Raw genomic sequence first — 22,237 nt, 5'->3', positions numbered from 1 at the left:
TAAGAAAAAGAGATGGCAAAAATTAAAGTTACAAAAGTTAAAAGCGCTATCAACAAGCCGCTTAGACAAAAAAGAGTACTTGAGTCTCTTGGATTAAAAAAGATTGGTCAAGTAGTAGAGCATGAAACCACACCAAGTATTCTTGGTATGGTTGCTAAAGTTTCACATTTAGTTTCTGTAGAAGAAGCTTAAAAATATAAACTGAAAAATGGATTTAAGTAATTTAAAACCTGCAGAAGGTTCAGTAAAAAACCAAGGGAAAAGAGTAGGTCGTGGACAAGGGTCTGGTAAAGGTGGTACTGCTACACGTGGTCACAAAGGAGCTAAGTCGCGTTCTGGATACTCTAAGAAAGTAGGATTTGAAGGTGGTCAAATGCCAATTCAAAGACGTGTTCCTAAGTTTGGTTTTACTAATATTAACCGCGTAGAATATCAAGGTATTAACTTAGATACTTTACAACAGTTAGTAGATGATAACAAAGTTACAGATACTGTAGATTTCGAAACTTTATTCGCTAATCGTTTAGCTGGAAAAAATGATCTGGTTAAAATTTTAGGTAGAGGAGAGTTAAAAGCAAAATTAAAAGTATCTGCACATAAATTTACCGCTTCAGCAAAAGCTGCTATTGAAGCTGCAGGAGGTGAAGTTGTAACATTATAATAAGACCTTATTACAAGTATGAAGTTTATAGAATCGTTAAAGAATGTTTGGAAAATAGAAGAACTAAGAAACAGAATTACCGTTACACTTGGTTTGTTATTAGTTTATCGTTTTGGTGCTCAAGTTGTACTACCGGGTATTGATGCTGCTCAGTTAGAAGGGCTGGCAGATAGTACCGATGGAGGTATATTAGGATTACTTAATGCCTTTACGGGTGGTGCATTTGCAAATGCTTCGGTTTTTGCTTTGGGTATCATGCCTTACATTTCTGCTTCTATTGTAGTACAGTTAATGGGAATAGCTATTCCTTATTTACAAAAACTACAAAAAGAAGGCGCTAGTGGCCAGAAAAAAATTAATCAAATTACACGTTGGTTAACCATTGCTATATGTTTATTACAAGCTCCAGGTTATCTGGCTAGTTTACCAGCATTAGGCATACCAACCAGTGCGTTTTTATTAGGACAAGGGCCATTATTCTATTTCTCATCTGTTTCTATTTTAGTTACCGGATGTATCTTTGCGATGTGGTTAGGAGAAAAAATTACCGATAAAGGTATAGGTAATGGTATTTCACTTTTAATTATGGTGGGGATCATTGCAAGGCTACCAGCCTCTTTTCTTCAAAACGCAGCGACTAGATTGGAAGGAAATAACGTGATGTTAATCCTTTTCGAATTAGTACTATGGTTCGCAATTATATTAGCTGCTATCATGCTTGTTATGGCTGTTAGAAAAATAGCGGTGCAATATGCTAGAAGAACTGCTAGCGGTGGTTATGAAAAAAGCGCTGCAGCCGGATCTAGACAGTATATTCCATTAAAGTTAAATGCTTCTGGAGTAATGCCAATTATATTTGCTCAAGCGATCATGTTTGTGCCTGGTTTAATTGGTGGGTCATCGTTTTTGAAAGAAACAGCTACCGGGATCTGGTTACAAACCAATTTTGCTGATATGTTTGGCTTTTGGTACAACTTAGTATTTGCATTCTTAATAATCGTATTTACATACTTTTATACGGCAATTACAGTACCAACAAATAAAATGGCCGACGATTTAAAACGTAGCGGTGGATTTATTCCAGGCATTCGCCCTGGTACTGAAACATCAGAATATCTTGATAAAATAATGTCTCAGATTACCTTACCAGGTTCTATTTTCTTAGCACTTATTGCCATATTTCCGGCATTCATTGTTAAGTTAATGGGCGTACAACAAGGATGGGCGTTATTCTTCGGTGGTACCTCGCTAATTATTTTAGTAGGTGTTGCTATAGATACAATGCAACAGGTTAATTCATACTTGTTGAACAGACATTATGATGGCTTGATGAAAACAGGTAAAAATAGAAAAGCAGTAGCTTAAATATTATACTATGGCAAAACAGGCAGCAATAGAACAAGACGGAACAATAATTGAAGCATTATCAAATGCCATGTTTCGTGTTGAATTAGAAAATGGTCACATAGTGACAGCACATATCTCTGGTAAAATGCGTATGCATTATATAAAATTGTTACCAGGCGATAAAGTAAAATTAGAAATGAGCCCTTACGATTTGACTAAGGCTCGCATAACTTATAGATACTAAAACGAATACGATGAAAGTTAGAGCATCCGTTAAAAAAAGAAGTGCCGATTGCAAAATCGTGCGTAGAAAAGGTAGACTTTACGTGATAAACAAAAAGAATCCTAGATTTAAACAAAGACAAGGTTAAAATTGTACATGAGTTATTAGGGCTTAGAAGTTAGATGAGAATCTGTTCGAAATAGAAATGTTTAGGATTCTAACAACTAAAAACTAGCAACTAGAAACTAAAAACAATATGGCAAGAATTGCAGGTGTAGACATACCAAAAAACAAAAGAGGAGTTATCTCTTTAACTTATATCTACGGAATAGGTAGAAGTAGAGCAAAAGAAATATTAGCTCAAGCTAATGTTGACGAAAGTATCAAGGTACAAGACTGGAACGACGACCAAATTTCTGGAATTCGTGAGGCAGTTGGATCGTATACTATTGAAGGTGAATTACGTTCTGAAACTCAATTAAACATCAAACGTTTAATGGATATCGGATGTAATAGAGGTATTCGTCACAGAGCTGGACTTCCTTTAAGAGGGCAACGTACTAAGAACAACTCTAGAACGAGAAAAGGTAGAAGAAAAACTGTTGCTAACAAGAAAAAAGCAACTAAATAATTAAAAGTCAGTTAGTATTTAGATGTTAGATGAATCTGTTTGAAATGTAAAAGTTTAGGATTCTATCACTAACAACTAACAACTAGAAACTAAAATAATATGGCAAAGTCAAATACAAAAACTACTAAAAAACGTAAAGTTATAGTGGATTCTGTTGGAGAAGCGCACGTAACAGCTTCTTTTAACAACATTATTATCTCATTAACTAACAAAAAAGGAGACGTAATTTCATGGTCGTCTGCTGGTAAAATGGGATTTAGAGGTTCTAAGAAAAACACCCCTTATGCTGCTCAGTTAGCTGCTGAAGATGCTGCTGCTGTAGCTTCTGAAGCTGGGTTAAAGAAAGTAAAAGTATACGTTAAAGGTCCTGGAAATGGTAGAGAATCTGCTATCCGATCTATTCATAATGCTGGTATCGAAGTAACCGAAATTATCGATGTTACTCCATTACCACATAATGGATGTAGACCTCCAAAACGTAGAAGAGTATAATTGCTCTTAAAACATATCTATAATAAAAATAATATCAGCTATTTATATAGTTGGTATTATTTTTTTGTGTAAATTTGCACACCGAAAAAATAACAAGTATTAACAAGAGATAAACGATTATCGGAGGATAAGATTTAGACCTTAATCCATAATCACTCTTAAAACAATTAGAAATGGCAAGATATACTGGTCCTAAAACTAAAATCGCTCGTAAATTTGGTGAAGCGATATTTGGAGACGATAAGTCTTTCGAAAAAAGAAATTACCCTCCTGGGCAACATGGAAACGCTAGAAAGCGTGGAAAAAAATCTGAGTACGCAATCCAATTAGCTGAAAAACAAAAAGCTAAATACACTTACGGAATCTTAGAAAGACAATTTAGAGGTTTATTTAAAAAGGCAAGAGCTGCACAAGGTATTACTGGTGAGGTTCTTTTACAATTATGTGAATCTAGATTAGATAACGTTGTTTACAGAATGGGTATCGCTCCTTCTAGAAGTGGTGCAAGACAATTAGTGTCTCACAGACATATTACAGTAAACGGGGAGTTAGTAAATATTCCTTCTTACCAATTAAAAGCTGGTGATGTTGTAGCGGTAAGAGAGAAATCTAAATCGTTAGAAGTTATCGAAAGATCTTTATCTAACTCAAGCAACGTTTACGAATGGATTACTTGGAATGACGATACGAAACAAGGAACTTACGTTTCTGTTCCTGCTAGAATTCAAATTCCAGAAAACATCAACGAACAATTTATCGTCGAGTTATACTCAAAATAATAATTTATTAACAATATTGGTATTTGGCCAAAGGGTTTATTCGTACTTCTTCAAACTTATAAACCGCGCAACCAAATAACAATTAAAACGAAGAAAAAAAACATGGCAGTATTTAATTTTCAGAAGCCCGACAAAGTAATCATGATTGATTCTACAGATTTTGAAGGGAAATTCGAATTTCGTCCTTTAGAACCTGGATACGGTTTAACAGTTGGTAACGCATTAAGAAGAGTACTCTTGTCTTCATTAGAAGGTTTTGCAATTACTTCTGTAAGAATCGAAGGTGTAGATCATGAGTTTTCAACGATTGCTGGAGTGGTAGAAGATGTTACAGAAATCATCTTAAACTTAAAGCAAGTTCGTTTCAAAAGACAAATTGAAGATATCGACAATGAGTCTGTATCTATTTCAATTTCAGGTCAAGAGCAAATTACTGCTGGCGATTTCCAAAAGTTTATCTCAGGATTCCAAGTGTTGAATACAGAATTAGTTATCTGTAACTTAGATCCAAAAGTTAACTTTAACATGGAAATCACGATTGAAAAAGGTAGAGGTTATGTGCCTGCAGAAGAAAATAAAAAGGCTGCTGCACCAATAGGTACTATCTTTACAGATTCAATTTACACGCCTATAAAAAATGTTAAGTATAGTATTGAGAACTATCGTGTAGAACAAAAAACTGACTACGAAAAATTAGTTTTTGAAATCATCACAGACGGTTCGATTACACCTCAAGATGCATTAACAGAGGCCGCTAAAACGTTAATTCACCACTTCATGTTATTCTCTGATGAGCGTATCACTTTAGAAGCTGATGAAATTGCACAAACTGAAACATATGATGAGGAATCATTACACATGAGACAGTTACTTAAAACTAAGTTAATCGATATGGATTTATCGGTACGTGCGCTTAACTGTTTAAAAGCAGCAGAAGTTGATACTTTAGGTGACTTAGTATCATTTAACAAAAATGACTTAATGAAATTCAGAAACTTCGGTAAGAAGTCTTTAACAGAGCTTGAAGAGCTTGTAAGTGTTAAAGGGTTAAACTTCGGAATGGATTTAAGTAAATATAAATTAGATAAAGACTAGTATGGTTGTAGGTTTACGAATAACATTTAGTTGTTATTCGTAAATCTTAAACTGTAAATTTATTAACCCATCATAATTTGCTCCCAATAAAGGTATAGTAGCAAGATGATGATAACAAAAATGTCATGAGACACGGAAAAAAAGTAAATCACTTAGGTAGAAAAACCGCTCATAGAAAAGCAATGTTAGCCAATATGGCTTGTTCTTTAATCGAGCACAAGCGTATTAACACTACTGTTGCTAAAGCTAAAGCTTTAAAACAATTTGTAGAGCCGTTAATTACTAAGTCTAAAGAAGACACAACTCACAACAGACGTATAGTTATGTCTCGTTTAAGACAAAAAGAAGCGGTAACCGAATTATTCAGAGACGTTGCTGCTAAGATAGCAGACAGACCAGGAGGTTATACAAGAATTATAAAACTTGGTAATCGTTTAGGTGATAACGCTGATATGGCAATGATCGAGCTAGTAGATTATAATGAAATTTACAAAGCAGGTAAACCAGAGAAAAAGACAACACGTAGAAGTAGAAGAGGTGGTTCTAAACCAGCAGCTGCTCCGGCCGTTGAAACTAAAGCTTCAAACGAAGAAGAATAAATGTTAAACACATTTTTACATATTAAAGGATAAACTATTTTAGTTTATCCTTTTTTTTGCGCAATTTTGCAAAACTTTTTTAGCGAAACATGAAATATCAAAAAAGACAAAAAGCCATCATTCTTTTAGCAGATGGTACCATTTTTTATGGTAAGGCAGTAGGAAATAAACAAGGTACTGCATTTGGTGAGGTATGCTTTAATACAGGTATGACTGGTTACCAAGAGATTTTTACAGATCCTTCTTATTTCGGACAAATTATGGTGACTACCAATGCTCACATTGGTAACTACGGAACAAACGCAGAAGAAGTAGAATCAAACTCAGTTAAAATTGCTGGGTTAGTAGTTAAAAACTTTAGCTATGAATTCTCTCGTGAAGCTGCAGATAGTTCTTTAGAGGAGTTTTTAGATAAGAATAATTTACTAGCTATTTCCGATGTTGATACCAGAGCTTTAGTAAGCTATATTAGAGACAATGGGGCTATGAATGCTGTTATTTCAACCGAAGTAGATAATATTGAAGGTTTAAAACAGCAATTAGCTCAAGTCCCAAACATGGAAGGTTTAGAGTTAGCATCAAAAGTGTCGACCAAAGAACCTTATTATTTTGGTAATGAAAACGCAACGTACAAAATAGCAGCTTTAGATATTGGAATTAAAACTAATATCCTAAGAAACTTAGCAAAACGCGATGCGTATATAAAAGTATTCCCTTATAACTCTAAATTTGAAGATTTAGAAGCGTTTAATCCTGACGGGTATTTCTTGTCTAATGGACCTGGAGATCCGGAGCCATTAGTAGAAGCGCAGGAGGTAGCCAAAGAGATTATAAAAAGAAATTTACCATTATTCGGTATTTGTTTAGGGCATCAAGTCATTGCATTAGCAAATGGGGTTTCTACCTATAAAATGCATAATGGGCATAGAGGGATAAATCACCCTGTTAAAAATATGGTAACAGGTAAAGGTGAAATTACTTCTCAAAACCATGGTTTTGCGATCAATAGAGAAGAAACTGAAGCACATTCGGATATCGAAATTACGCATGTACATTTAAATGACGATACGGTGGCAGGTATTAAGATGAAAAGCAAAAATGTTTTTTCGGTACAATACCACCCTGAGGCAAGTCCTGGACCGCATGACTCCTCTTACCTTTTCGATCAGTTTATAGAAAACATAAAAAATAAGTAGTATGAAATCCTCAAAAAACAATATGATTTTTTGAGGATTTTCTTTACTAAAACGTTGTAGCCTATAATATGAATATTTCTTGAAAAACATCTTACAAGAAATAAGATTTAAACGTAAATTTGAATAAATAAAAGATTAAAAAATAACCAATTATGAGTGTAATAATCAATATTCACGCAAGACAAATTCTTGATTCCAGAGGGAATCCTACTGTTGAAGTAGATGTAGTTACTGAAAATGATATTTTAGGAAGAGCTGCTGTACCGTCAGGAGCATCAACAGGAGAGCACGAAGCTGTCGAGTTACGCGATGGAGGGAAGGCATATATGGGTAAAGGCGTACTAAAGGCTGTAGAGAATGTAAACGCCATTATAGCACCAGAATTATTAGGTGTATCAGTTTTTGAACAAAACCTTATCGATCAAATAATGATCGATTTAGATGGAACAAGCAATAAATCAAAATTAGGAGCCAATGCTATTTTAGGTGTTTCTTTAGCAGTTGCTAAGGCTGCGGCAGGAGAGTTAGGTTTACCTTTATATCGTTATGTAGGTGGTGTATCTGCTAATACACTTCCATTACCAATGATGAATATTATAAATGGAGGTTCTCATAGTGACGCGCCAATTGCATTCCAGGAATTTATGATAATGCCTGTTAAAGCAAAAAACTTCACGCACGCTATGCAAATGGGAACAGAAATTTTCCATAATCTTAAAAAAGTTTTACACGATAGAAACTTAAGTACAGCTGTAGGTGATGAAGGTGGTTTTGCGCCAACTTTAGACGGGACTGAAGACGCTATTGAAACCATAGCTAAAGCTGTTGAAAATGCTGGATACAAATTCGGTGAAGAAGTTAAGATCGCTTTAGACTGTGCTTCGGCTGAATTCTATGAAGAAGGTGTTTATAACTACGCTAAATTTGAAGGCGAAACTGGTGTTGTAAGAACAAGTAAAGAACAAGCTGAATACTTGGCAGAGTTAGTGTCTAAATACCCAATTATTTCTATCGAAGACGGTATGGATGAAAACGACTGGGAAGGATGGAGTTATTTAACCGAGTTAGTTGGCGATAAGGTACAGTTAGTAGGAGATGATTTATTTGTAACTAACGTAGAGCGATTATCAAGAGGTATTGAAAACGGTATAGCTAATTCAATCTTAATCAAGGTAAACCAAATAGGAACGTTAACTGAAACTATCGCAGCCGTAAACATGGCACACAATGCTGGGTATACTTCAGTAATGTCTCACCGTTCAGGTGAAACTGAAGATAATACGATTGCCGATTTAGCTGTAGCTTTAAATACAGGTCAAATTAAAACAGGATCGGCTTCTAGAAGTGACCGTATGGCAAAATATAATCAATTACTAAGAATTGAAGAAGAGCTAGGAGATGTTGCCTATTTCCCTCAAGAAAAGGCATTTAAAGTAAAATAAATAGACTAGTTATATCTTTATTGTATTCGATTACATTGAGATTTAAATAACGTTATAAAAAGTCATTGAATTTTCAATAAAAGGCGATTATTTTTTAATAATCGCCTTTTTTTATACTTAGATTCTAAACAATATGTTAATTGATGAAATCTTTAGTTTGTTCTACTTCATAAGTATACAGGAATTTCTTAAATTAGCGATCCGATAAAATTAAATTAACAATCATTAAAAACTTATGGCTGATACTGCTACCATTGAAATAAACGGTGAGAAACATGAATTTCCTTTAGTTGAAGGAACAGAGAAAGAAGTTGCGATAGATATTACAAAATTAAGGGCAGCAACAAAAGGAGTAATAACTATAGATCCCGGATATAAGAATACAGGGTCTTGCGAAAGTGCAATTACTTTTTTAGATGGAGAGCAAGGTATTTTAAGGTACAGAGGTTACAGTATTGAAGAGTTAGCGGCAAAAGCCGATTTTTTAGAAGTTGCTTATCTTTTAATTTTTGGAGAGTTACCAACCAAAGAGCAAAGTGAGAAATTTCATAATGATATCAAAGCACAGGCGGTTGTAGACGAAGACGTAAAGAAAATTTTAGATGCGTTTCCTAAGTCGGCACATCCAATGGGGGTGATTGCTTCTTTAACGAGTGCTTTAACGGCGTTTAATCCTTCTTCGGTAAATGTAGATTCTGAAGAGGATATGTATAAATCTGTTGTTAAAATTCTTGGTAAATTTCCTGTATTAGTAGCTTGGACTTTCCGTAAAAAAGAAGGGATGCCTTTAGATTACGGCGATAATTCATTAGGTTATGTAGAAAACATCTTGAAAATGATGTTCAAGAAACCAAATGGAGAATACACGCAAAATAGAATTTTAGTAGATGCTTTAGATAAATTATTAATCTTACATGCTGATCACGAACAAAACTGTTCTACTTCTACAGTACGAATTGTAGGTTCGTCGCATGCTGGACTTTTTGCATCACTTTCAGCTGGTATTTCGGCGTTATGGGGACCACTGCATGGTGGAGCTAACCAAGCTGTTTTAGAAATGCTTGAAGGTATTAAAGCCGATGGAGGTGATACTAAAAAGTACATGGCTAAGGCAAAAGATAAAAACGATCCTTTCCGATTAATGGGCTTCGGACACCGTGTATACAAAAACTTCGATCCTAGAGCAAGAATTATTAAAAAGGCTGCAGATGACGTTCTTGGTGATTTAGGTGTTGAAGATCCGATTTTAGATATCGCTAAAGGTCTGGAAAAAGAAGCACTTGAAGATTCATATTTCGTAGACAGAAAATTATATCCAAACGTAGATTTCTACTCGGGAATTATTTATCGTGCTATGGGAATACCTACCGATATGTTTACGGTAATGTTTGCTTTAGGACGTTTACCTGGTTGGATTGCGCAGTGGAGAGAAATGCGTTTACGCAAAGAACCAATAGGCCGCCCAAGACAAGTGTATACAGGTGCGACTGAGAGAAAATTTGTTTCAATAGACGAAAGATAATATTTAAAATATTAGTGAATAAAAAGAAGAAGCTTCATGAGATTTACTTATGAAGCTTTTTTATATTTACAACATGCTAAAACTAAATATTAAAAACGAAATATCTAAGCTTAAAGCTGTTGTTTTAGGAACGGCGAAAAGCAATGGACCTACACCAAAGGTTCAGGATTGTTATGATCCTAAAAGTATTGAGCATGTATTGGCGGGCACTTATCCGATTGAAGAAGATATGATTCAGGAAATGGAAGCAGTGGCCACGGTGTTTGAAAAGTATGGAGTAAAGGTGTATCGTCCTGAGGTTATAAAAGATTGTAATCAAATTTTTTCTAGAGATATAGCTTTTGTAGTTGAAGATAAAATTATTCGTGCCAACATTTTGCCAAATCGGGAAGCAGAAATAGAGGCTATAAAATATGTCTGGGATCAGGTCGAACCAGAAAATCAAATTATTCTTCCGCCCGAGTGTCATGTGGAGGGAGGCGACGTGATGCCATGGGACGATTATATTTTTGTTGGAACGTATTCAGGAGATGATTATCCCGATTTAATTACGGCACGTACGAATATGGATGCTGTAATTGCTTTACAAGAATTGTTTCCCGAAAAAACAGTGAAGTCATTCGAACTTAGAAAATCGAATACTAATGCAAAAGAAAACGCATTACATCTCGACTGTTGCTTTCAACCGCTAGGTAAAGGAAAGGCTATTTTGCATAAAAACGGGTTCTTAATTGAACGAGAATACCAATGGCTAGTTGATTTTTTTGGAGAAGACAATATATTCGAAATTACAAAAGATGAAATGTACAATATGTACAGTAACGTATTTTCAATTTCTGAAGAGGTTATAATTTCAGAACAAAACTTTACACGGTTAAACGATTGGTTGCGAAAGGAGGGCTTCACGGTTGAAGAGGTGCCTTATGCAGAAATCGCTAAGCAAGAAGGGTTACTGCGCTGTTCAACGATGCCCTTAATTAGGGAATAAAAGAGTTACAATTATCTATAAACTACAATCATTAGGTTCAATATGAATTGAAATGTTGCCTAAATTGAGAATTTCGCTGTGTAGATAGTCTTTAAGTTTATGCGATAAATCATGTCCTTTTTTAACGGTAATGTTACTGTCTACAATGGCATGTAAATCTACATGATAGCGCATTCCCGATTTTCTGATATAACATTTTTCAGTTCCTAATATGCCAGGCACTTCAATAGATTTTTCTCGAATTTCTAAAATTAAATCGTCGTAAAGATGTTCATCCATAATCTCGCCTAAGGCAGGACGAAAAATTAAATAGCTGTTGTACAAAATAAATATCGAGGCTAACAGCGCTGCCCAATCATCGGCTGTTTCGTAGCCTTCGCCAAAAATAAGTGCAATGGAAATACCAATAAAAGCCATTACCGAAGTTATAGCGTCACTGCGGTGATGCCAAGCATCAGCTTTTAATGATGAACTATGTGTTTCTTTACTTTTTTTTAATACAATTTGAAAGGATACTTCTTTCCATAAAATAATACAGCCTAAAACAACTAAAGTCCAGGGTTTAGGGGTTTTATGAGGCGTTTGAATATGTTCTATGCTTTCGTAGGCAATAACGGTTGCCGAAGTCACTAAAAAAGCCACAACAATAAATGTTATTAGGGGTTCGATTTTTCCGTGGCCGTAAGGATGATTGTCATCGGCAGGTTTTTTAGCGTATTTCAACCCGAGAAAAACTAAGGCAGATGAGAAAATATCGGCAGTCGATTCTATGGCATCCGCAATTAAAGCGTAGGAGTTACCAAATAATCCAGCCAGTCCTTTTATAAGCGCTAACAATGTATTGCCAATAATGCTGAAATAGGCTGTTTTTATGGCCGTTTGCTCCGTACTCATAGTATTTTTACTCGTGTTTTTTATGGTGTCTGATATAATGGCGAAGTTACTTGTTTTTATTCTTAAATTTAAGAATACGCTTTGTTAAATGCTAATCTCAATACTGTTTTGTACTGTAAATAATTATACTTTTGTAGCTAAACTAATTTTTATGCAACAAACCACGAATACTATATTAATGATTCGTCCAATTAATTTTAGGATGAATGAGCAAACGGCTGTGAATAACTATTATCAAAAAGTAATTGATAATATGTTGCCTGGAACATTGAATGCCAAAGCGCAGCTCGAATTTGATGCCTATGTCGAAAAATTACGAAGTATTGGTTTGCAGGTAATCGTGGTGAATGATACAAATACTAATGATACTCCAGATTCTATTTTTCCAAATAATTGGGTGTCATTTCATGAAAAGGGAACTATCGCCTTGTACCCAATGTTTGCCGAAAACAGGCGCTTAGAACGTCGAGAAGAAGTTTTAGAAGCGGTTGAAGAAGCTGGTTTTGTTATAAATGATGTGATAGATTACACCGAAGCAGAACTTGAAGGTGTTTTTCTGGAAGGCACAGGAAGCTTAATTCTTGATCGTGTTAATAGAAAAGCTTATTGTGCTTTATCGCCACGTGCCGATGAAGATTTGTTTATTGAGTTTTGCGAAGATTTCGAATATTTCCCTGTTTTATTTACAGCCAACCAAACGGTAAACGGAGAAAGAAAACCTATTTATCATACAAACGTTATGATGTGTATAGGAGAAACTTTTGCTGTAGTTTGTTTAAGCAGTATAGATGATAAAAAGGAACGTAAAAACCTATTAACGCATTTAAAAAATGACGGAAAGGAAGTCATTGATATTACCGAAGCACAGGTTAATAGTTTTGCAGGCAATATGTTGCAGGTAAAAGGATCGAATGATGAACGGTATTTAATTATGAGTGCTGCAGCTCATCATGTGTTAACCGAACAGCAAATTACTAAATTAGAAAAACATACTAAGATACTCTCCAGTTCATTAGATACTATTGAAGCTTGTGGTGGCGGAAGTGCTCGCTGTATGATGGCTGAAATTTTTCTACCGAAGGCCTAGTAAATAATAATGTTAGGTTGCTTCTAAAAATGTTAGTATAAATTGAAGGTTTATGGCAGAAGTATTATAAGTTTATCTTAGTAAAGGAAGGCCTTTTAACTTAGGAAAAACATTAATTGTTAGGTTTGGATTTTGGTAATTGTACATAAAAAGTAGTTCCAACATTAACAGTGCTTTCAACCCAAATTTTACCGTTATTAAGTTCTACTAGTTCTTTACAAATGGATAACCCAAGTCCGGTACCTTTTTCATTATTTGTTCCAAGTGTTGTGAAAGAACTGTTTTTAAATAACTTGGACATATTTTCTTCAGAAATGCCTATACCTGTATCGGCAACACTAATTATACAACTACCATTACTTATATGATTAGAAATAGTTATGGTGTCACCATTTTTACAAAATTTAAGGGCATTAGCTAATAAGTTTTGAATAACAATTTCAATCATACTCTTATCGGCATAAGCAAAATCTCGTAGCGAATGATCGACTAAGGTTATGCCTTTACTTTCCATGCGTTGTTCAATAAGTTTAACTTTTTCCTCGAAAACCTCCTGAATATCGAACAATGATGGTTTCGGGTCTAACGATTGCATTTGTGATTTAGACCAGTTTAGTAAATTAAATAACAGTAGTGAGGCATTATTAGCATTTTCGCTTAATTCGGGTACCAAATTATCGAACTCTTCTCTTGATAAGGATCCTTCTCTAAGTAAATTTATAAAGCCATTAATTGATGATAATGAGTCTTTTAGATCGTGAGAGATTATTGAGAATAGTTTGTCTTTTACATTGTTTACATTTTCTAAATGTTGGGTTTGTTCTGCAAAAGCCTCATTTTGTAATTGTATTTTTATGTTTTTTTCTTCTAATTCCTGAGTATATTTTATGTTACTGTTTCGTTTCATATAAATTAAAATAAGGAATGTTGAAACGATGGCTAATGCAGCTAATAATCCGTAAAGTACAATTTTAAATTTATTGTCGCTTTGAATCATTAATGGGGTGGGGTGTACGATTTCTTCCGTTTGTTCTAAAGTTGGTTCAGTTTTGTCGAAATTCGGATTGAATTCCAAGTCCGATGGCTTAAGCTTAACCGTATTTGTTGCGTTTGCTGCACTTAATTGGTTTTTTAAATTGTAATATTCACGTTGCCAAACAAACGCCTTGTCGAATTTACGTTTAGTTGAATCAAGAACCTTCATGTATTTATAATAAGTTAAAAGTTCTTGCTTGTTGTCGGTGCTTTTAGCTAAGTTACCAGCTTCGTATAATTGCTGTTCGGCAAGATTAAATTGTTTTAGTTGAATGTTTAATGCCCCTAAACCATTTAAAGCCAGTAATAAACCGGCTTTGTCGTTAGATGATCTGTTAAGTTTTAATCCATCTAATAGGTATTTTGTTGCTTTGTCGAAATCGTTAAACTTTAAATACTCCCTACCAATTTTAGGGTAAATAATGCCTTTGATAGAGTCGCTGTTAGGAGAAGATTGATTTAATACCGACTCGTAAAATTCAATTGATTTTCGGTATTCTTTATTTTTCGAATAGAGCTCAGCAAGTTTTATTTTGGTTGTTAATATTTTTAGAGGATCATTTAACTGCTCAAGAACATCTAACGATTTTAAGTTAAATTGAATAGCATAATCACTAGCCCCAATATTAAGGTAGGCTTCAGCCAGATTGCAATATGCTTGTGCCAGTTCCTTTTTAAGGTTTAATTGTTCTAAATCTCTGGTAGCAGCCAAAGCATATTGCAAACCTTCAGCAAAATTTCCACGATTAATTTCTAATAAACCTATACTATTATTTACAACGGCTACACCCGTGGTATCGTTCAAGGTTTGGTAAATGGATTTCGCTTTTTTGAATCCATTAATAGCATTTATATAATCACCTTTGTCGGCATAAATTTTAGATTTATAGTAGGCAGTAGTAGCAATACCTTTTTCGAAAGTAATGTTATTAGAAAGTTTTTCACTTTCAATAATGTATTTGATAGCTTTGTTATATTCCTTACTCTCGTACAGTAATTTTATTATTTTTAAGGAGGTTTCTACTTTTATTGAATCTTGAGTTTCGAAAGCTAATTGTATAGAAAGACTGTCCAGCTCTTGGTTTTGGGAATAACCAAGTAGTGCAGATGATAATATAAAAACAATTAAAGTAATTATTCTCCTCATACAATATTCAAATTATAAAATTGAATATAGCAGTAACTAAAGTCATCTTTATAGAGGGAATTTAAAGAATGCTTTACTAAGCTGTAATATTATGTTCGTTAATTTTTTGTTTAAAGTCTAAAATATTAAGACTTTGGATTAATAGCTTTACAGAACAAAATTATTAAATGTGAGGTTAAAATCTAATTTCTGCGTTTTACTACCAATATTTTAGATAAACCGACATAAGGATATTTGGAAATAATCGACGAATAGATGAACGGTATTTTTTAATAGAGAAAATGCATTTTTATCGATAAAATGCAATAATATAATTGTTTTTAATTAATTGTTTATTTAGCGTATTGATTAATAGTGCTTTGTGGGTTTAGTTGTGTAATTATAATTAAAAGTATGGTTAATTTCGCAACAGTTCTTTTAAAATTAAAAATTTCCAAAATGCTTAATAAAAGTTTTATCTTTGCTCACCTAAAAAACGACTGTAAATGAGCCTTCAGAAAACTTTAGAAAATCAAGTAAAACAAGCCGTTTTGGCTTCGTTTAACGTATCGATTGATACCGTAGAATTTCAAGCAACTAGAAAAGAGTTTGCTGGAGATATTACTGTAGTCATCTTTCCAATGCTCAGATACGTAAAAGGTAATCCTGTACACATAGGAGAGACCATTGGGAATTATTTGGTTGAACACGTTAACCAAGTAAAAGCGTTTAATGTGGTAAAAGGATTTTTAAATATTGAAATTAGCGATGCGTATTACATCGAATTTTTTAATGGTATAAAAAACATTAAAAGGTATGGTTTTCTTGTCCCAAATGAGGAGGAAAAAGCTATTATGGTTGAGTATTCGTCACCAAACACGAATAAACCGTTGCACCTGGGGCACATTAGAAATAATTTGTTAGGGTATAGCGTATCTGAGATTTTAAAAGCATCAGGTAAGAAGGTCTATAAAACACAAATTATTAACGATCGTGGGATACATATTTGTAAAAGTATGTTGGCCTGGGAAATGTTTGGTAATGGAGAAACTCCCGAAAATACTGGATTAAAAGGGGATAAACTAGTTGGTAATTATTATGTGAAGTTCGATCAGGAATATAAAAAAGAGATTGAAACTTTAATCGCTTCAGGTAAGTCTCAAGAAGAAGCTAAAAAAGAAGCGCCATTATTGTTGAAAGCCCAGGACATGTTGCGCAAATGGGAATCAGGAGATGAACAGGTTGTAGCGCTTTGGAAGCAAATGAATGGATGGGTATATGACGGATTCGATATTACTTATAAAAATCTGGGAGTTAATTTTGATGCCCTTTACTACGAAAGCAATACCTATTTATTAGGTAAAGAATTTGTGGCAGAAGGCTTAAAGTCGGGGGTGTTTTTTAAAGAAGAAGATGGTTCCGTTTGGTGTGATTTAACCGAAGAAGGATTAGATAAAAAAATCGTTCAACGTGCCGATGGGACTGCAGTTTATATGACTCAGGATATAGGTACCGCAATTCAACGTATAAAAGATTATCCTGATGTTGGCGGAATGGTCTACACTGTAGGTAATGAACAAGATTACCACTTTCAGGTGTTATTTATTATTCTTAAAAAATTAGGATTTGAATGGGCCAAAAACTTATATCATTTAAGTTATGGAATGGTAGATTTGCCAAGCGGTAAAATGAAGAGTAGAGAAGGGACTGTTGTAGATGCTGACGACCTTATTGAGGAAATGGCAGCTACAGCTGAAGAGATCTCAGAAGAATTAGGAAAACTTGATGGTTATACTGAAGATGAAAAGAAAGCGTTGTATAAAACAATTGGCTTAGGAGCTCTCAAGTACTATATATTAAAAGTAGATCCTAAAAAACGAATTTTATTTGATCCTAAAGAATCTATCGATTTTCAAGGAAATACGGGGCCTTTCATTCAATATACCTATGCCAGAATTCAGGCTATTTTAAGAAAGGCAGATTTCGATTATTCAGGTGCTTTAAATAGCTCCGATATTGTTTTAAATCCAAAAGAGAAAGAATTAATAAAACAATTGGAAGTATTTCCGGAGGTAATACAAAATGCAGCGGCACAACACAGTCCTGCCCTTGTAGCTAATTACACCTACGATCTAGTTAAAGAGTTTAATTCTTTTTATCAAAACGTGTCTATTTTGGGAGCCGATAATGAAATAGAAAAAATATTCAGAGTGCAGCTGTCAAAGCATGTAGGAACTACTATAAAAAATGCATTTAGTGTATTAGGAATTCAGGTACCAGAACGTATGTAAAAATAGGTTTTACTATAAAAAAAGCGCTTAATCTAATTAAGCGCTTTTTTTATTTCCCATAAAGGAAATATTTATTTACTAAATCGATATACTTGCGTTTTGCCTCTTTTTGACCAATATCTTTCACCTGAAATAGAGCGTTCGTTTTAAACGCATTAATAATGGCTTTTTTGCTTTTGGGTCGGCTGTAGTCGTTTGTTGCTTTTTTGTAGTAAGCATATAGATTTAAGAGTACATCGGCTGGAAATGGATCGGTATAAGCGTTTACGCGATCTACAGCCTCTTGAAATTCTTTATCTAAGTCGTTAACACTACTCATTGGCTTCGGCAATAATACTTTCTCCACCTTTCACTTTTTGGTTCAACTTTACTTTTACGTTGGTATCTAAAGGCAAAAATAAATCTACTCTTGAACCAAATTTAATAAATCCGGAATCTGCGCCTTGAATGGCAGTATCGTTAACCTTGGCATAATTTACAATCCGTTTAGCAAGCGCACCTGCAATTTGTCTGTAAAGTACTTGTCCATAGGTTTCGTTTTCTACCACAACTGTCGTTCTTTCGTTTTCTTCGCTAGCTTTTGGATGCCATGCTACCAAATATTTTCCGGGATGGTATTTACTGTAAGTAACTTTACCACCAATAGGATAACGCGTAACATGCACATTTATTGGAGACATGAAAACACTAATTTGAAGACGTTTTTCGTTGAAAAATTCTTTTTCAAATACTTCTTCTATTACAACAACTTTACCATCTACAGGTGATAATACCTGTGTGTTATTAGGTTTGGTACGTCTTTTAGGGTTTCTAAAAAACTGCAGAATAAGTATTAAAAATACTAAAAGTATTAGTTTTAGAACTAATTTTAACCCATCAAAAGAAACTAAATTATCAACTAACAGGGTGCCTGCAATTACCAATATAAAGGTAACAACAATGATTTTATATCCTTCTTTATGAAACATATTGTAACAATCTTAAAAATAAATATATGAAAGGAGCGGTAAATATTATGCTATCTAATCGGTCTAACAATCCGCCATGTCCAGGCATGATAACACCACTGTCTTTAACATTTGCTTGTCTTTTAAACTTCGACTCTACCAAGTCGCCAAGGGTACCAAACACACTTATAATGATGCTTAATACAAGCCAACTCGTAAAATTTAAAGTTTGAGCAAAGGTACTAATAAAATAACTTGCTACACTAGAAAAAAAGAGTCCGCCCATAAAGCCTTCTACAGTTTTTTTAGGTGATATTTTTTCGAATAATTTTTGCTTACCAAAATTCTTTCCAACTAAATAGGCAAAAGAATCATTTACCCATACCAGAAGAAATGCCCCCAGTAGTATGTTGGGGTTGTATGCGTCATGGTAATCGGCAATCAGAATTAAAAATACGAAAGCACTAGATAAGTAAAATGTTGTTAATAAAAAGCGTTTCGAACTAAAAAGAGGAATGGTTTTTTCTGAAAATAAGTCCTTTATTAAAAACAGGTTTACAAAAATACTAAGCACCATGAGAATTTGTATGGCTTCATCATTTCCCGTTTCCGATTTAATAAGCAGTTTCCAATATACAAATACTCCATATAGAATAACGAAAATAACATAAGGTATAGGGCTTTTTAATTGTATAAGTTTATTGAATTCTCCCAGGCAAATCATGCCAAAAACAAAAAATAAACCTATTAATAAATGTTCGTAATGAATACAAACAAGAAGGAGCGAGACATATAGTATGCCTGATAAGGATCGAATAAGAATTTCTTTCATTCTATAAATCTTCTAAAAGGAGCAGGTATAAGTTTTTCGCACTACTTCCGTAGCTAAGGAAATCTTTTTCTTGACTCGATTTAAAGTGTTTTATGGTTGTAATATTGGTTGGAATTTTTTGCTTGTTTTTAGCTTTTATACCTCTTAGACCTTCGCCTATATTTTCTACTATTTGGCTTGTGGTGGCAAAGACAACAAAATTTTCAGGCAAATCTGGTAATTTTTTTTCGAAAATTTGTTTTGAAGAAATTAATAATGAACCATCGTTAGCAATTAAATTTTCGCATGTGGTTAAAAAAAACGAAACGTCACTTAATTTTTGAGATTTTATTAGTTTGAAAGTTTTAAATTTATGGATTAATTGTTCGTCGACCACAAAAGCCGACTCGCTTTCCCAGCCATTTTCTTCCAGAATATTATGATAATTTTCAAAAATCTCATCAAGGTTTTCGCAATACAAAAATTTACCTCCATTGGCTTTAAAATTAATGGTAAACCTCTCGTCTATAGGTAGTTTAATTTCAGGCATATATTTGCCACGTTCTTCCGACTTTAAATCGTCGTCAGATTGACCAGATTTTGAACCAAAAATTTTTCTAAAAAGACTCATTAGTAAGTTCTGCTATTAATACATTTTGTGTTGAGACAACCAAATATAAAAAATCTTAAATTAACCGTGCGGTTAATTTAAGATTTTTGCAAATGGTTTATAAAATAAGGTTAATCCCTATTCTGGTTTACTTTCAACTTCTTCTTTTACAAATTGGCGTTCTCCAAATATTTTCTCAAGATTATCCTTAAAAATAACCTCTTTTTCTAAAAGAACTTCGGCTAATTCTGTAAGCTTGTCTTTGTTCTCTTCAAGAAGTTTTACAGCACGTTTATACTGTGTTTCAATAATGTCTGAAATTTCCTTGTCAATAAGCTCGGCAGTTTGTTCGCTGTAAGGTTTTGAAAAACCATACTCACTTTGACCCGAAGAATCGTAGTAAGTTAAGTTTCCTATTTTATCACTCAATCCGTAAATGGTAACCATAGCTCTTGCTTGCTTGGTTACTTTTTCTAAGTCACTAAGTGCTCCAGTTGATATTTTATTGAAAATTACTTTTTCAGCGGCGCGTCCACCAAGTGCAGCACACATTTCATCTAACATTTGTTCCGGACGAACAATTAAACGTTCTTCAGGTAAATACCAAGCGGCACCTAACGAACGACCTCGTGGCACAATAGTAACTTTTACCAAAGGAGCAGCATGTTCTAGCATCCAACTTACGGTAGCATGACCAGCTTCGTGGAAGGCGACAGCGCGTTTTTCACTTGGTGTGATGATTTTATTTTTCTTTTCTAATCCACCTATAATTCTATCAACAGCATCAAGAAAATCTTGCTTATCTACCGATTTTTTGCCGTTTCTTGCGGCAATTAAAGCAGCTTCGTTACACACGTTGGCAATATCGGCTCCAGAGAATCCTGGTGTTTGTTTCGAGAGGAAATCTAAATCTAAATCCTGCGCTTTTTTTAACGGACGTAAATGTACTTCGAAAATTTCTTTGCGCTCGCGAATATCAGGTAGGTCAACATAAATTTGTCGGTCAAAGCGACCAGCACGCATTAAGGCTTTATCAAGAATATCGGCACGGTTGGTTGCAGCTAATACAATAACATTTGTATTGGTGCCAAATCCGTCCATTTCTGTTAATAACTGGTTTAATGTGTTTTCTCGCTCGTCATTACTGCCTGACATAGCATTTTTACCTCTGGCACGTCCAATGGCATCAATTTCATCTATAAAAATAATAGATGGCGATTTTTCTTTAGCTTGCTTGAATAAATCTCTAACACGAGAAGCACCAACCCCAACAAACATTTCGACGAAATCTGATCCAGATAATGAGAAGAATGGTACTTTTGCTTCACCAGCAACAGCTTTAGCTAACAAGGTTTTACCTGTTCCCGGAGGGCCTACTAATAAGGCGCCTTTAGGGATTTTACCTCCAAGCGTCGTGTACTTTTCTGGGAATTTTAAGAAGTCTACAATCTCTTGTACTTCTTCTTTTGCGCCTTCTAAACCAGCAACATCTTTAAAAGTTGTTTTTACTTCGGTATTTTGGTCGAATAATTTAGCTTTAGATTTTCCAATGTTAAAAATTTGTCCACCTGCACCACCACCTGCACCTCCAGACATACGGCGCATTATAAAAACCCAAACAGCAATAAGTAAAATAAACGGCAGGATACCCATTAAAAGGTTTGTCCAGTCGTTTGTTTCGGTTTCAAATTTCACCTTTGGTTCAACATCTAAACCTTCGATTACTTCATCCAGTTTGTTTTGAAAAATTTCAAGCGAACCAAATTCGAATTTATAATTAGGAAGTTTGGTTGCCGAAGGTATGAAACTAGTTGTTTTAGCGTTTTTATGAATATCTTTGTTTAAAGCTGCATCGGTAAGGTAAACTTTAGCAACACGTTTGTTTATAACATCTACGCGAGCTACGTCTCCAGCTTCTAAATATTTTAAGAAATCTGCTTCGGTTATAATGTTTCCTTCTTCATAACCACTATTTCCAAATAATTGAAACCCTAAAAATAGAGCTATAAGTATACCGTAAATCCAGTATGGACTGAATTTTGGTTTGTTTTCTTTTGTGTTTTTTTTATTGTTTGCCATTCGTTTTTTAGTAACTCGTTTCTATAACTGTTGTTTTTGCATCTCCCCAAAGACTTTCAATGTCGTAATATTGTCTTGTTTGCTTTTGGAATACATGCACCACAACGTTAACGTAATCAATTAATACCCATTCGGCATTGTCGACACCTTCAACATGCCAAGGATTATCCTTAAGTTCTTTGCTTACTTTTTTCTGAACAGAATTAACTATAGCGTTTACTTGCGTATTTGAAGTACCTTCGCAAATTATAAAGTAATCACAAACCGTATTCTCAATTTCTCTTAAATCTAGGATACTAATACCTTGTCCTTTTACGTCTTCAATACCACTAATTATTACCGATATCAACTGGTCTGCGCTTATGTTTTTTTTCGCCATTAA

The 22,237-nt window shown here is 34.3% G+C and carries 24 protein-coding genes; 16 read left to right on the top strand and 8 right to left on the bottom strand.

Annotation, left to right across the window (positions count from 1 at the left end):
* Positions 1–12 precede the first annotated feature (12 nt).
* The 14 genes from rpmD to ICJ83_RS00825 all read left to right on the top strand — a co-directional run bounded on the left by rpmD (position 13) and on the right by ICJ83_RS00825 (position 10,975).
* A complete protein-coding gene (gene rpmD / locus ICJ83_RS00890) occupies positions 13–192 on the top strand; it encodes a 50S ribosomal protein L30 (protein ID WP_188223498.1) in 180 nt (59 codons plus the stop codon).
* A gap of 16 nt (positions 193–208) precedes the next feature.
* Entirely contained in the window at positions 209–661 is a 453-nt protein-coding gene (gene rplO / locus ICJ83_RS00885) for a 50S ribosomal protein L15 (RefSeq protein ID WP_188228479.1), read from the top strand.
* Between the two features lie 18 nt (positions 662–679).
* The gene (gene secY / locus ICJ83_RS00880; protein WP_188228478.1) at positions 680–2,026 is read left to right on the top strand and encodes a preprotein translocase subunit SecY; all 1,347 of its coding nucleotides are present in this window, start codon (positions 680–682) and stop codon (positions 2,024–2,026) included.
* A 10-nt stretch (positions 2,027–2,036) separates the two neighbouring features.
* On the top strand, positions 2,037–2,252 hold the full coding sequence (infA, locus tag ICJ83_RS00875; RefSeq protein ID WP_007094967.1) for a translation initiation factor IF-1: 216 nt from the start codon (positions 2,037–2,039) through the stop codon (positions 2,250–2,252).
* Between the two features lie 10 nt (positions 2,253–2,262).
* On the top strand, positions 2,263–2,379 hold the full coding sequence (ykgO, locus tag ICJ83_RS00870) for a type B 50S ribosomal protein L36 (RefSeq protein WP_013305171.1): 117 nt from the start codon (positions 2,263–2,265) through the stop codon (positions 2,377–2,379).
* 108 nt (positions 2,380–2,487) lie between these two features.
* Positions 2,488–2,862 carry a 30S ribosomal protein S13 gene (gene rpsM / locus ICJ83_RS00865; RefSeq protein WP_188228477.1) on the top strand — a complete coding sequence of 125 codons (375 nt, stop codon included), beginning with the start codon at positions 2,488–2,490 and terminating at the stop codon, positions 2,860–2,862.
* Positions 2,863–2,961: 99 nt separating this feature from the next.
* Complete coding sequence (rpsK, locus tag ICJ83_RS00860) at positions 2,962–3,354, top strand: 30S ribosomal protein S11 (protein WP_188214822.1); 393 nt, start codon at positions 2,962–2,964, stop codon at positions 3,352–3,354.
* A gap of 173 nt (positions 3,355–3,527) precedes the next feature.
* Positions 3,528–4,133, top strand: a complete 606-nt coding sequence (gene rpsD, locus ICJ83_RS00855) for a 30S ribosomal protein S4 (RefSeq protein WP_188223502.1) — start codon at positions 3,528–3,530, stop codon at positions 4,131–4,133.
* 102 nt (positions 4,134–4,235) lie between these two features.
* Positions 4,236–5,228: a DNA-directed RNA polymerase subunit alpha gene (locus ICJ83_RS00850; protein WP_188223503.1), complete on the top strand. Its 993-nt coding sequence runs from the start codon at positions 4,236–4,238 to the stop codon at positions 5,226–5,228.
* Between the two features lie 125 nt (positions 5,229–5,353).
* Positions 5,354–5,827: a 50S ribosomal protein L17 gene (rplQ, locus tag ICJ83_RS00845; RefSeq protein ID WP_188228476.1), complete on the top strand. Its 474-nt coding sequence runs from the start codon at positions 5,354–5,356 to the stop codon at positions 5,825–5,827.
* An 89-nt stretch (positions 5,828–5,916) separates the two neighbouring features.
* On the top strand, positions 5,917–7,023 hold the full coding sequence (carA, locus tag ICJ83_RS00840) for a glutamine-hydrolyzing carbamoyl-phosphate synthase small subunit (RefSeq protein ID WP_188228475.1): 1,107 nt from the start codon (positions 5,917–5,919) through the stop codon (positions 7,021–7,023).
* 152 nt (positions 7,024–7,175) lie between these two features.
* Positions 7,176–8,465 carry a phosphopyruvate hydratase gene (eno, locus tag ICJ83_RS00835; protein WP_188228474.1) on the top strand — a complete coding sequence of 430 codons (1,290 nt, stop codon included), beginning with the start codon at positions 7,176–7,178 and terminating at the stop codon, positions 8,463–8,465.
* Between the two features lie 235 nt (positions 8,466–8,700).
* Positions 8,701–9,987 carry a citrate synthase gene (locus ICJ83_RS00830; protein ID WP_188228473.1) on the top strand — a complete coding sequence of 429 codons (1,287 nt, stop codon included), beginning with the start codon at positions 8,701–8,703 and terminating at the stop codon, positions 9,985–9,987.
* A gap of 73 nt (positions 9,988–10,060) precedes the next feature.
* Complete coding sequence (locus ICJ83_RS00825; protein WP_188228472.1) at positions 10,061–10,975, top strand: dimethylarginine dimethylaminohydrolase family protein; 915 nt, start codon at positions 10,061–10,063, stop codon at positions 10,973–10,975.
* 15 nt (positions 10,976–10,990) lie between these two features.
* Here the strand turns inward: ICJ83_RS00825 and ICJ83_RS00820 are convergent, their stop codons facing one another.
* Positions 10,991–11,869, bottom strand: a complete 879-nt coding sequence (locus tag ICJ83_RS00820) for a cation diffusion facilitator family transporter (protein ID WP_188228471.1) — start codon at positions 11,867–11,869, stop codon at positions 10,991–10,993.
* A gap of 151 nt (positions 11,870–12,020) precedes the next feature.
* Here ICJ83_RS00820 and ctlX point away from each other — a divergent pair, with 151 nt between their 5' ends.
* The gene (ctlX, locus tag ICJ83_RS00815) at positions 12,021–12,956 is read left to right on the top strand and encodes a citrulline utilization hydrolase CtlX (RefSeq protein ID WP_188228470.1); all 936 of its coding nucleotides are present in this window, start codon (positions 12,021–12,023) and stop codon (positions 12,954–12,956) included.
* Positions 12,957–13,068: 112 nt separating this feature from the next.
* On the opposite strand, the gene ICJ83_RS00810 is transcribed toward ctlX, so the two are convergent.
* Positions 13,069–15,138 (bottom strand): tetratricopeptide repeat-containing sensor histidine kinase, encoded by a 2,070-nt coding sequence (locus ICJ83_RS00810; protein ID WP_188228469.1) that lies wholly within the window; start codon positions 15,136–15,138, stop codon positions 13,069–13,071.
* A 485-nt stretch (positions 15,139–15,623) separates the two neighbouring features.
* Between ICJ83_RS00810 and argS the strand changes: the two genes are divergently transcribed.
* Entirely contained in the window at positions 15,624–17,408 is a 1,785-nt protein-coding gene (gene argS, locus ICJ83_RS00805) for an arginine--tRNA ligase (protein ID WP_188228468.1), read from the top strand.
* A 49-nt stretch (positions 17,409–17,457) separates the two neighbouring features.
* Here the strand turns inward: argS and ICJ83_RS00800 are convergent, their stop codons facing one another.
* The 6 genes from ICJ83_RS00800 to rsfS form a co-directional block, all read right to left on the bottom strand.
* On the bottom strand, positions 17,458–17,727 hold the full coding sequence (locus tag ICJ83_RS00800) for an acyl-CoA-binding protein (RefSeq protein ID WP_188229262.1): 270 nt from the start codon (positions 17,725–17,727) through the stop codon (positions 17,458–17,460).
* Positions 17,720–18,376, bottom strand: a complete 657-nt coding sequence (locus tag ICJ83_RS00795; RefSeq protein ID WP_188228467.1) for a phosphatidylserine decarboxylase family protein — start codon at positions 18,374–18,376, stop codon at positions 17,720–17,722. The genes ICJ83_RS00800 and ICJ83_RS00795 overlap by 8 nt, the downstream gene beginning before the upstream one ends.
* Positions 18,366–19,187 carry a phosphatidate cytidylyltransferase gene (locus ICJ83_RS00790; RefSeq protein WP_188228466.1) on the bottom strand — a complete coding sequence of 274 codons (822 nt, stop codon included), beginning with the start codon at positions 19,185–19,187 and terminating at the stop codon, positions 18,366–18,368. The genes ICJ83_RS00795 and ICJ83_RS00790 overlap by 11 nt, the downstream gene beginning before the upstream one ends.
* A 1-nt stretch (position 19,188) precedes the next feature.
* Positions 19,189–19,797 (bottom strand): LUD domain-containing protein, encoded by a 609-nt coding sequence (locus ICJ83_RS00785; RefSeq protein ID WP_188228465.1) that lies wholly within the window; start codon positions 19,795–19,797, stop codon positions 19,189–19,191.
* A gap of 117 nt (positions 19,798–19,914) precedes the next feature.
* Positions 19,915–21,855 (bottom strand): ATP-dependent zinc metalloprotease FtsH, encoded by a 1,941-nt coding sequence (gene ftsH / locus ICJ83_RS00780; RefSeq protein WP_188228464.1) that lies wholly within the window; start codon positions 21,853–21,855, stop codon positions 19,915–19,917.
* Positions 21,856–21,862: 7 nt separating this feature from the next.
* On the bottom strand, positions 21,863–22,234 hold the full coding sequence (gene rsfS, locus ICJ83_RS00775) for a ribosome silencing factor (RefSeq protein ID WP_188228463.1): 372 nt from the start codon (positions 22,232–22,234) through the stop codon (positions 21,863–21,865).
* Between the last annotated feature and the right edge of the window lie 3 nt (positions 22,235–22,237).

It is taken from the genome of Aestuariibaculum sediminum (assembly GCF_014596945.1).
Classification (GTDB): domain Bacteria; phylum Bacteroidota; class Bacteroidia; order Flavobacteriales; family Flavobacteriaceae; genus Aestuariibaculum; species Aestuariibaculum sediminum.
Note: the sequence above shows the minus strand (reverse complement) of the source record. Positions and strands in the feature narration are given on the sequence as shown.

Excerpts from the sequence above, each read along its gene's own strand:
- rpmD (WP_188223498.1), top strand. The coding sequence starts at position 13 with ATGGCAAAAATTAAAGTTACAAAAGTTAAAAGCGCTATCAACAAGCCG.
- rplO (WP_188228479.1), top strand. The coding sequence starts at position 209 with ATGGATTTAAGTAATTTAAAACCTGCAGAAGGTTCAGTAAAAAACCAA.
- secY (WP_188228478.1), top strand. The coding sequence starts at position 680 with ATGAAGTTTATAGAATCGTTAAAGAATGTTTGGAAAATAGAAGAACTA.
- infA (WP_007094967.1), top strand. The coding sequence starts at position 2,037 with ATGGCAAAACAGGCAGCAATAGAACAAGACGGAACAATAATTGAAGCA.
- ykgO (WP_013305171.1), top strand. The coding sequence starts at position 2,263 with ATGAAAGTTAGAGCATCCGTTAAAAAAAGAAGTGCCGATTGCAAAATC.
- rpsM (WP_188228477.1), top strand. The coding sequence starts at position 2,488 with ATGGCAAGAATTGCAGGTGTAGACATACCAAAAAACAAAAGAGGAGTT.
- rpsK (WP_188214822.1), top strand. The coding sequence starts at position 2,962 with ATGGCAAAGTCAAATACAAAAACTACTAAAAAACGTAAAGTTATAGTG.
- rpsD (WP_188223502.1), top strand. The coding sequence starts at position 3,528 with ATGGCAAGATATACTGGTCCTAAAACTAAAATCGCTCGTAAATTTGGT.
- ICJ83_RS00850 (WP_188223503.1), top strand. The coding sequence starts at position 4,236 with ATGGCAGTATTTAATTTTCAGAAGCCCGACAAAGTAATCATGATTGAT.
- rplQ (WP_188228476.1), top strand. The coding sequence starts at position 5,354 with ATGAGACACGGAAAAAAAGTAAATCACTTAGGTAGAAAAACCGCTCAT.
- carA (WP_188228475.1), top strand. The coding sequence starts at position 5,917 with ATGAAATATCAAAAAAGACAAAAAGCCATCATTCTTTTAGCAGATGGT.
- eno (WP_188228474.1), top strand. The coding sequence starts at position 7,176 with ATGAGTGTAATAATCAATATTCACGCAAGACAAATTCTTGATTCCAGA.
- ICJ83_RS00830 (WP_188228473.1), top strand. The coding sequence starts at position 8,701 with ATGGCTGATACTGCTACCATTGAAATAAACGGTGAGAAACATGAATTT.
- ICJ83_RS00825 (WP_188228472.1), top strand. The coding sequence starts at position 10,061 with ATGCTAAAACTAAATATTAAAAACGAAATATCTAAGCTTAAAGCTGTT.
- ICJ83_RS00820 (WP_188228471.1), bottom strand. The coding sequence starts at position 11,869 with ATGAGTACGGAGCAAACGGCCATAAAAACAGCCTATTTCAGCATTATT.
- ctlX (WP_188228470.1), top strand. The coding sequence starts at position 12,021 with ATGCAACAAACCACGAATACTATATTAATGATTCGTCCAATTAATTTT.
- ICJ83_RS00810 (WP_188228469.1), bottom strand. The coding sequence starts at position 15,138 with ATGAGGAGAATAATTACTTTAATTGTTTTTATATTATCATCTGCACTA.
- argS (WP_188228468.1), top strand. The coding sequence starts at position 15,624 with ATGAGCCTTCAGAAAACTTTAGAAAATCAAGTAAAACAAGCCGTTTTG.
- ICJ83_RS00800 (WP_188229262.1), bottom strand. The coding sequence starts at position 17,727 with ATGAGTAGTGTTAACGACTTAGATAAAGAATTTCAAGAGGCTGTAGAT.
- ICJ83_RS00795 (WP_188228467.1), bottom strand. The coding sequence starts at position 18,376 with ATGTTTCATAAAGAAGGATATAAAATCATTGTTGTTACCTTTATATTG.
- ICJ83_RS00790 (WP_188228466.1), bottom strand. The coding sequence starts at position 19,187 with ATGAAAGAAATTCTTATTCGATCCTTATCAGGCATACTATATGTCTCG.
- ICJ83_RS00785 (WP_188228465.1), bottom strand. The coding sequence starts at position 19,797 with ATGAGTCTTTTTAGAAAAATTTTTGGTTCAAAATCTGGTCAATCTGAC.
- ftsH (WP_188228464.1), bottom strand. The coding sequence starts at position 21,855 with ATGGCAAACAATAAAAAAAACACAAAAGAAAACAAACCAAAATTCAGT.
- rsfS (WP_188228463.1), bottom strand. The coding sequence starts at position 22,234 with ATGGCGAAAAAAAACATAAGCGCAGACCAGTTGATATCGGTAATAATT.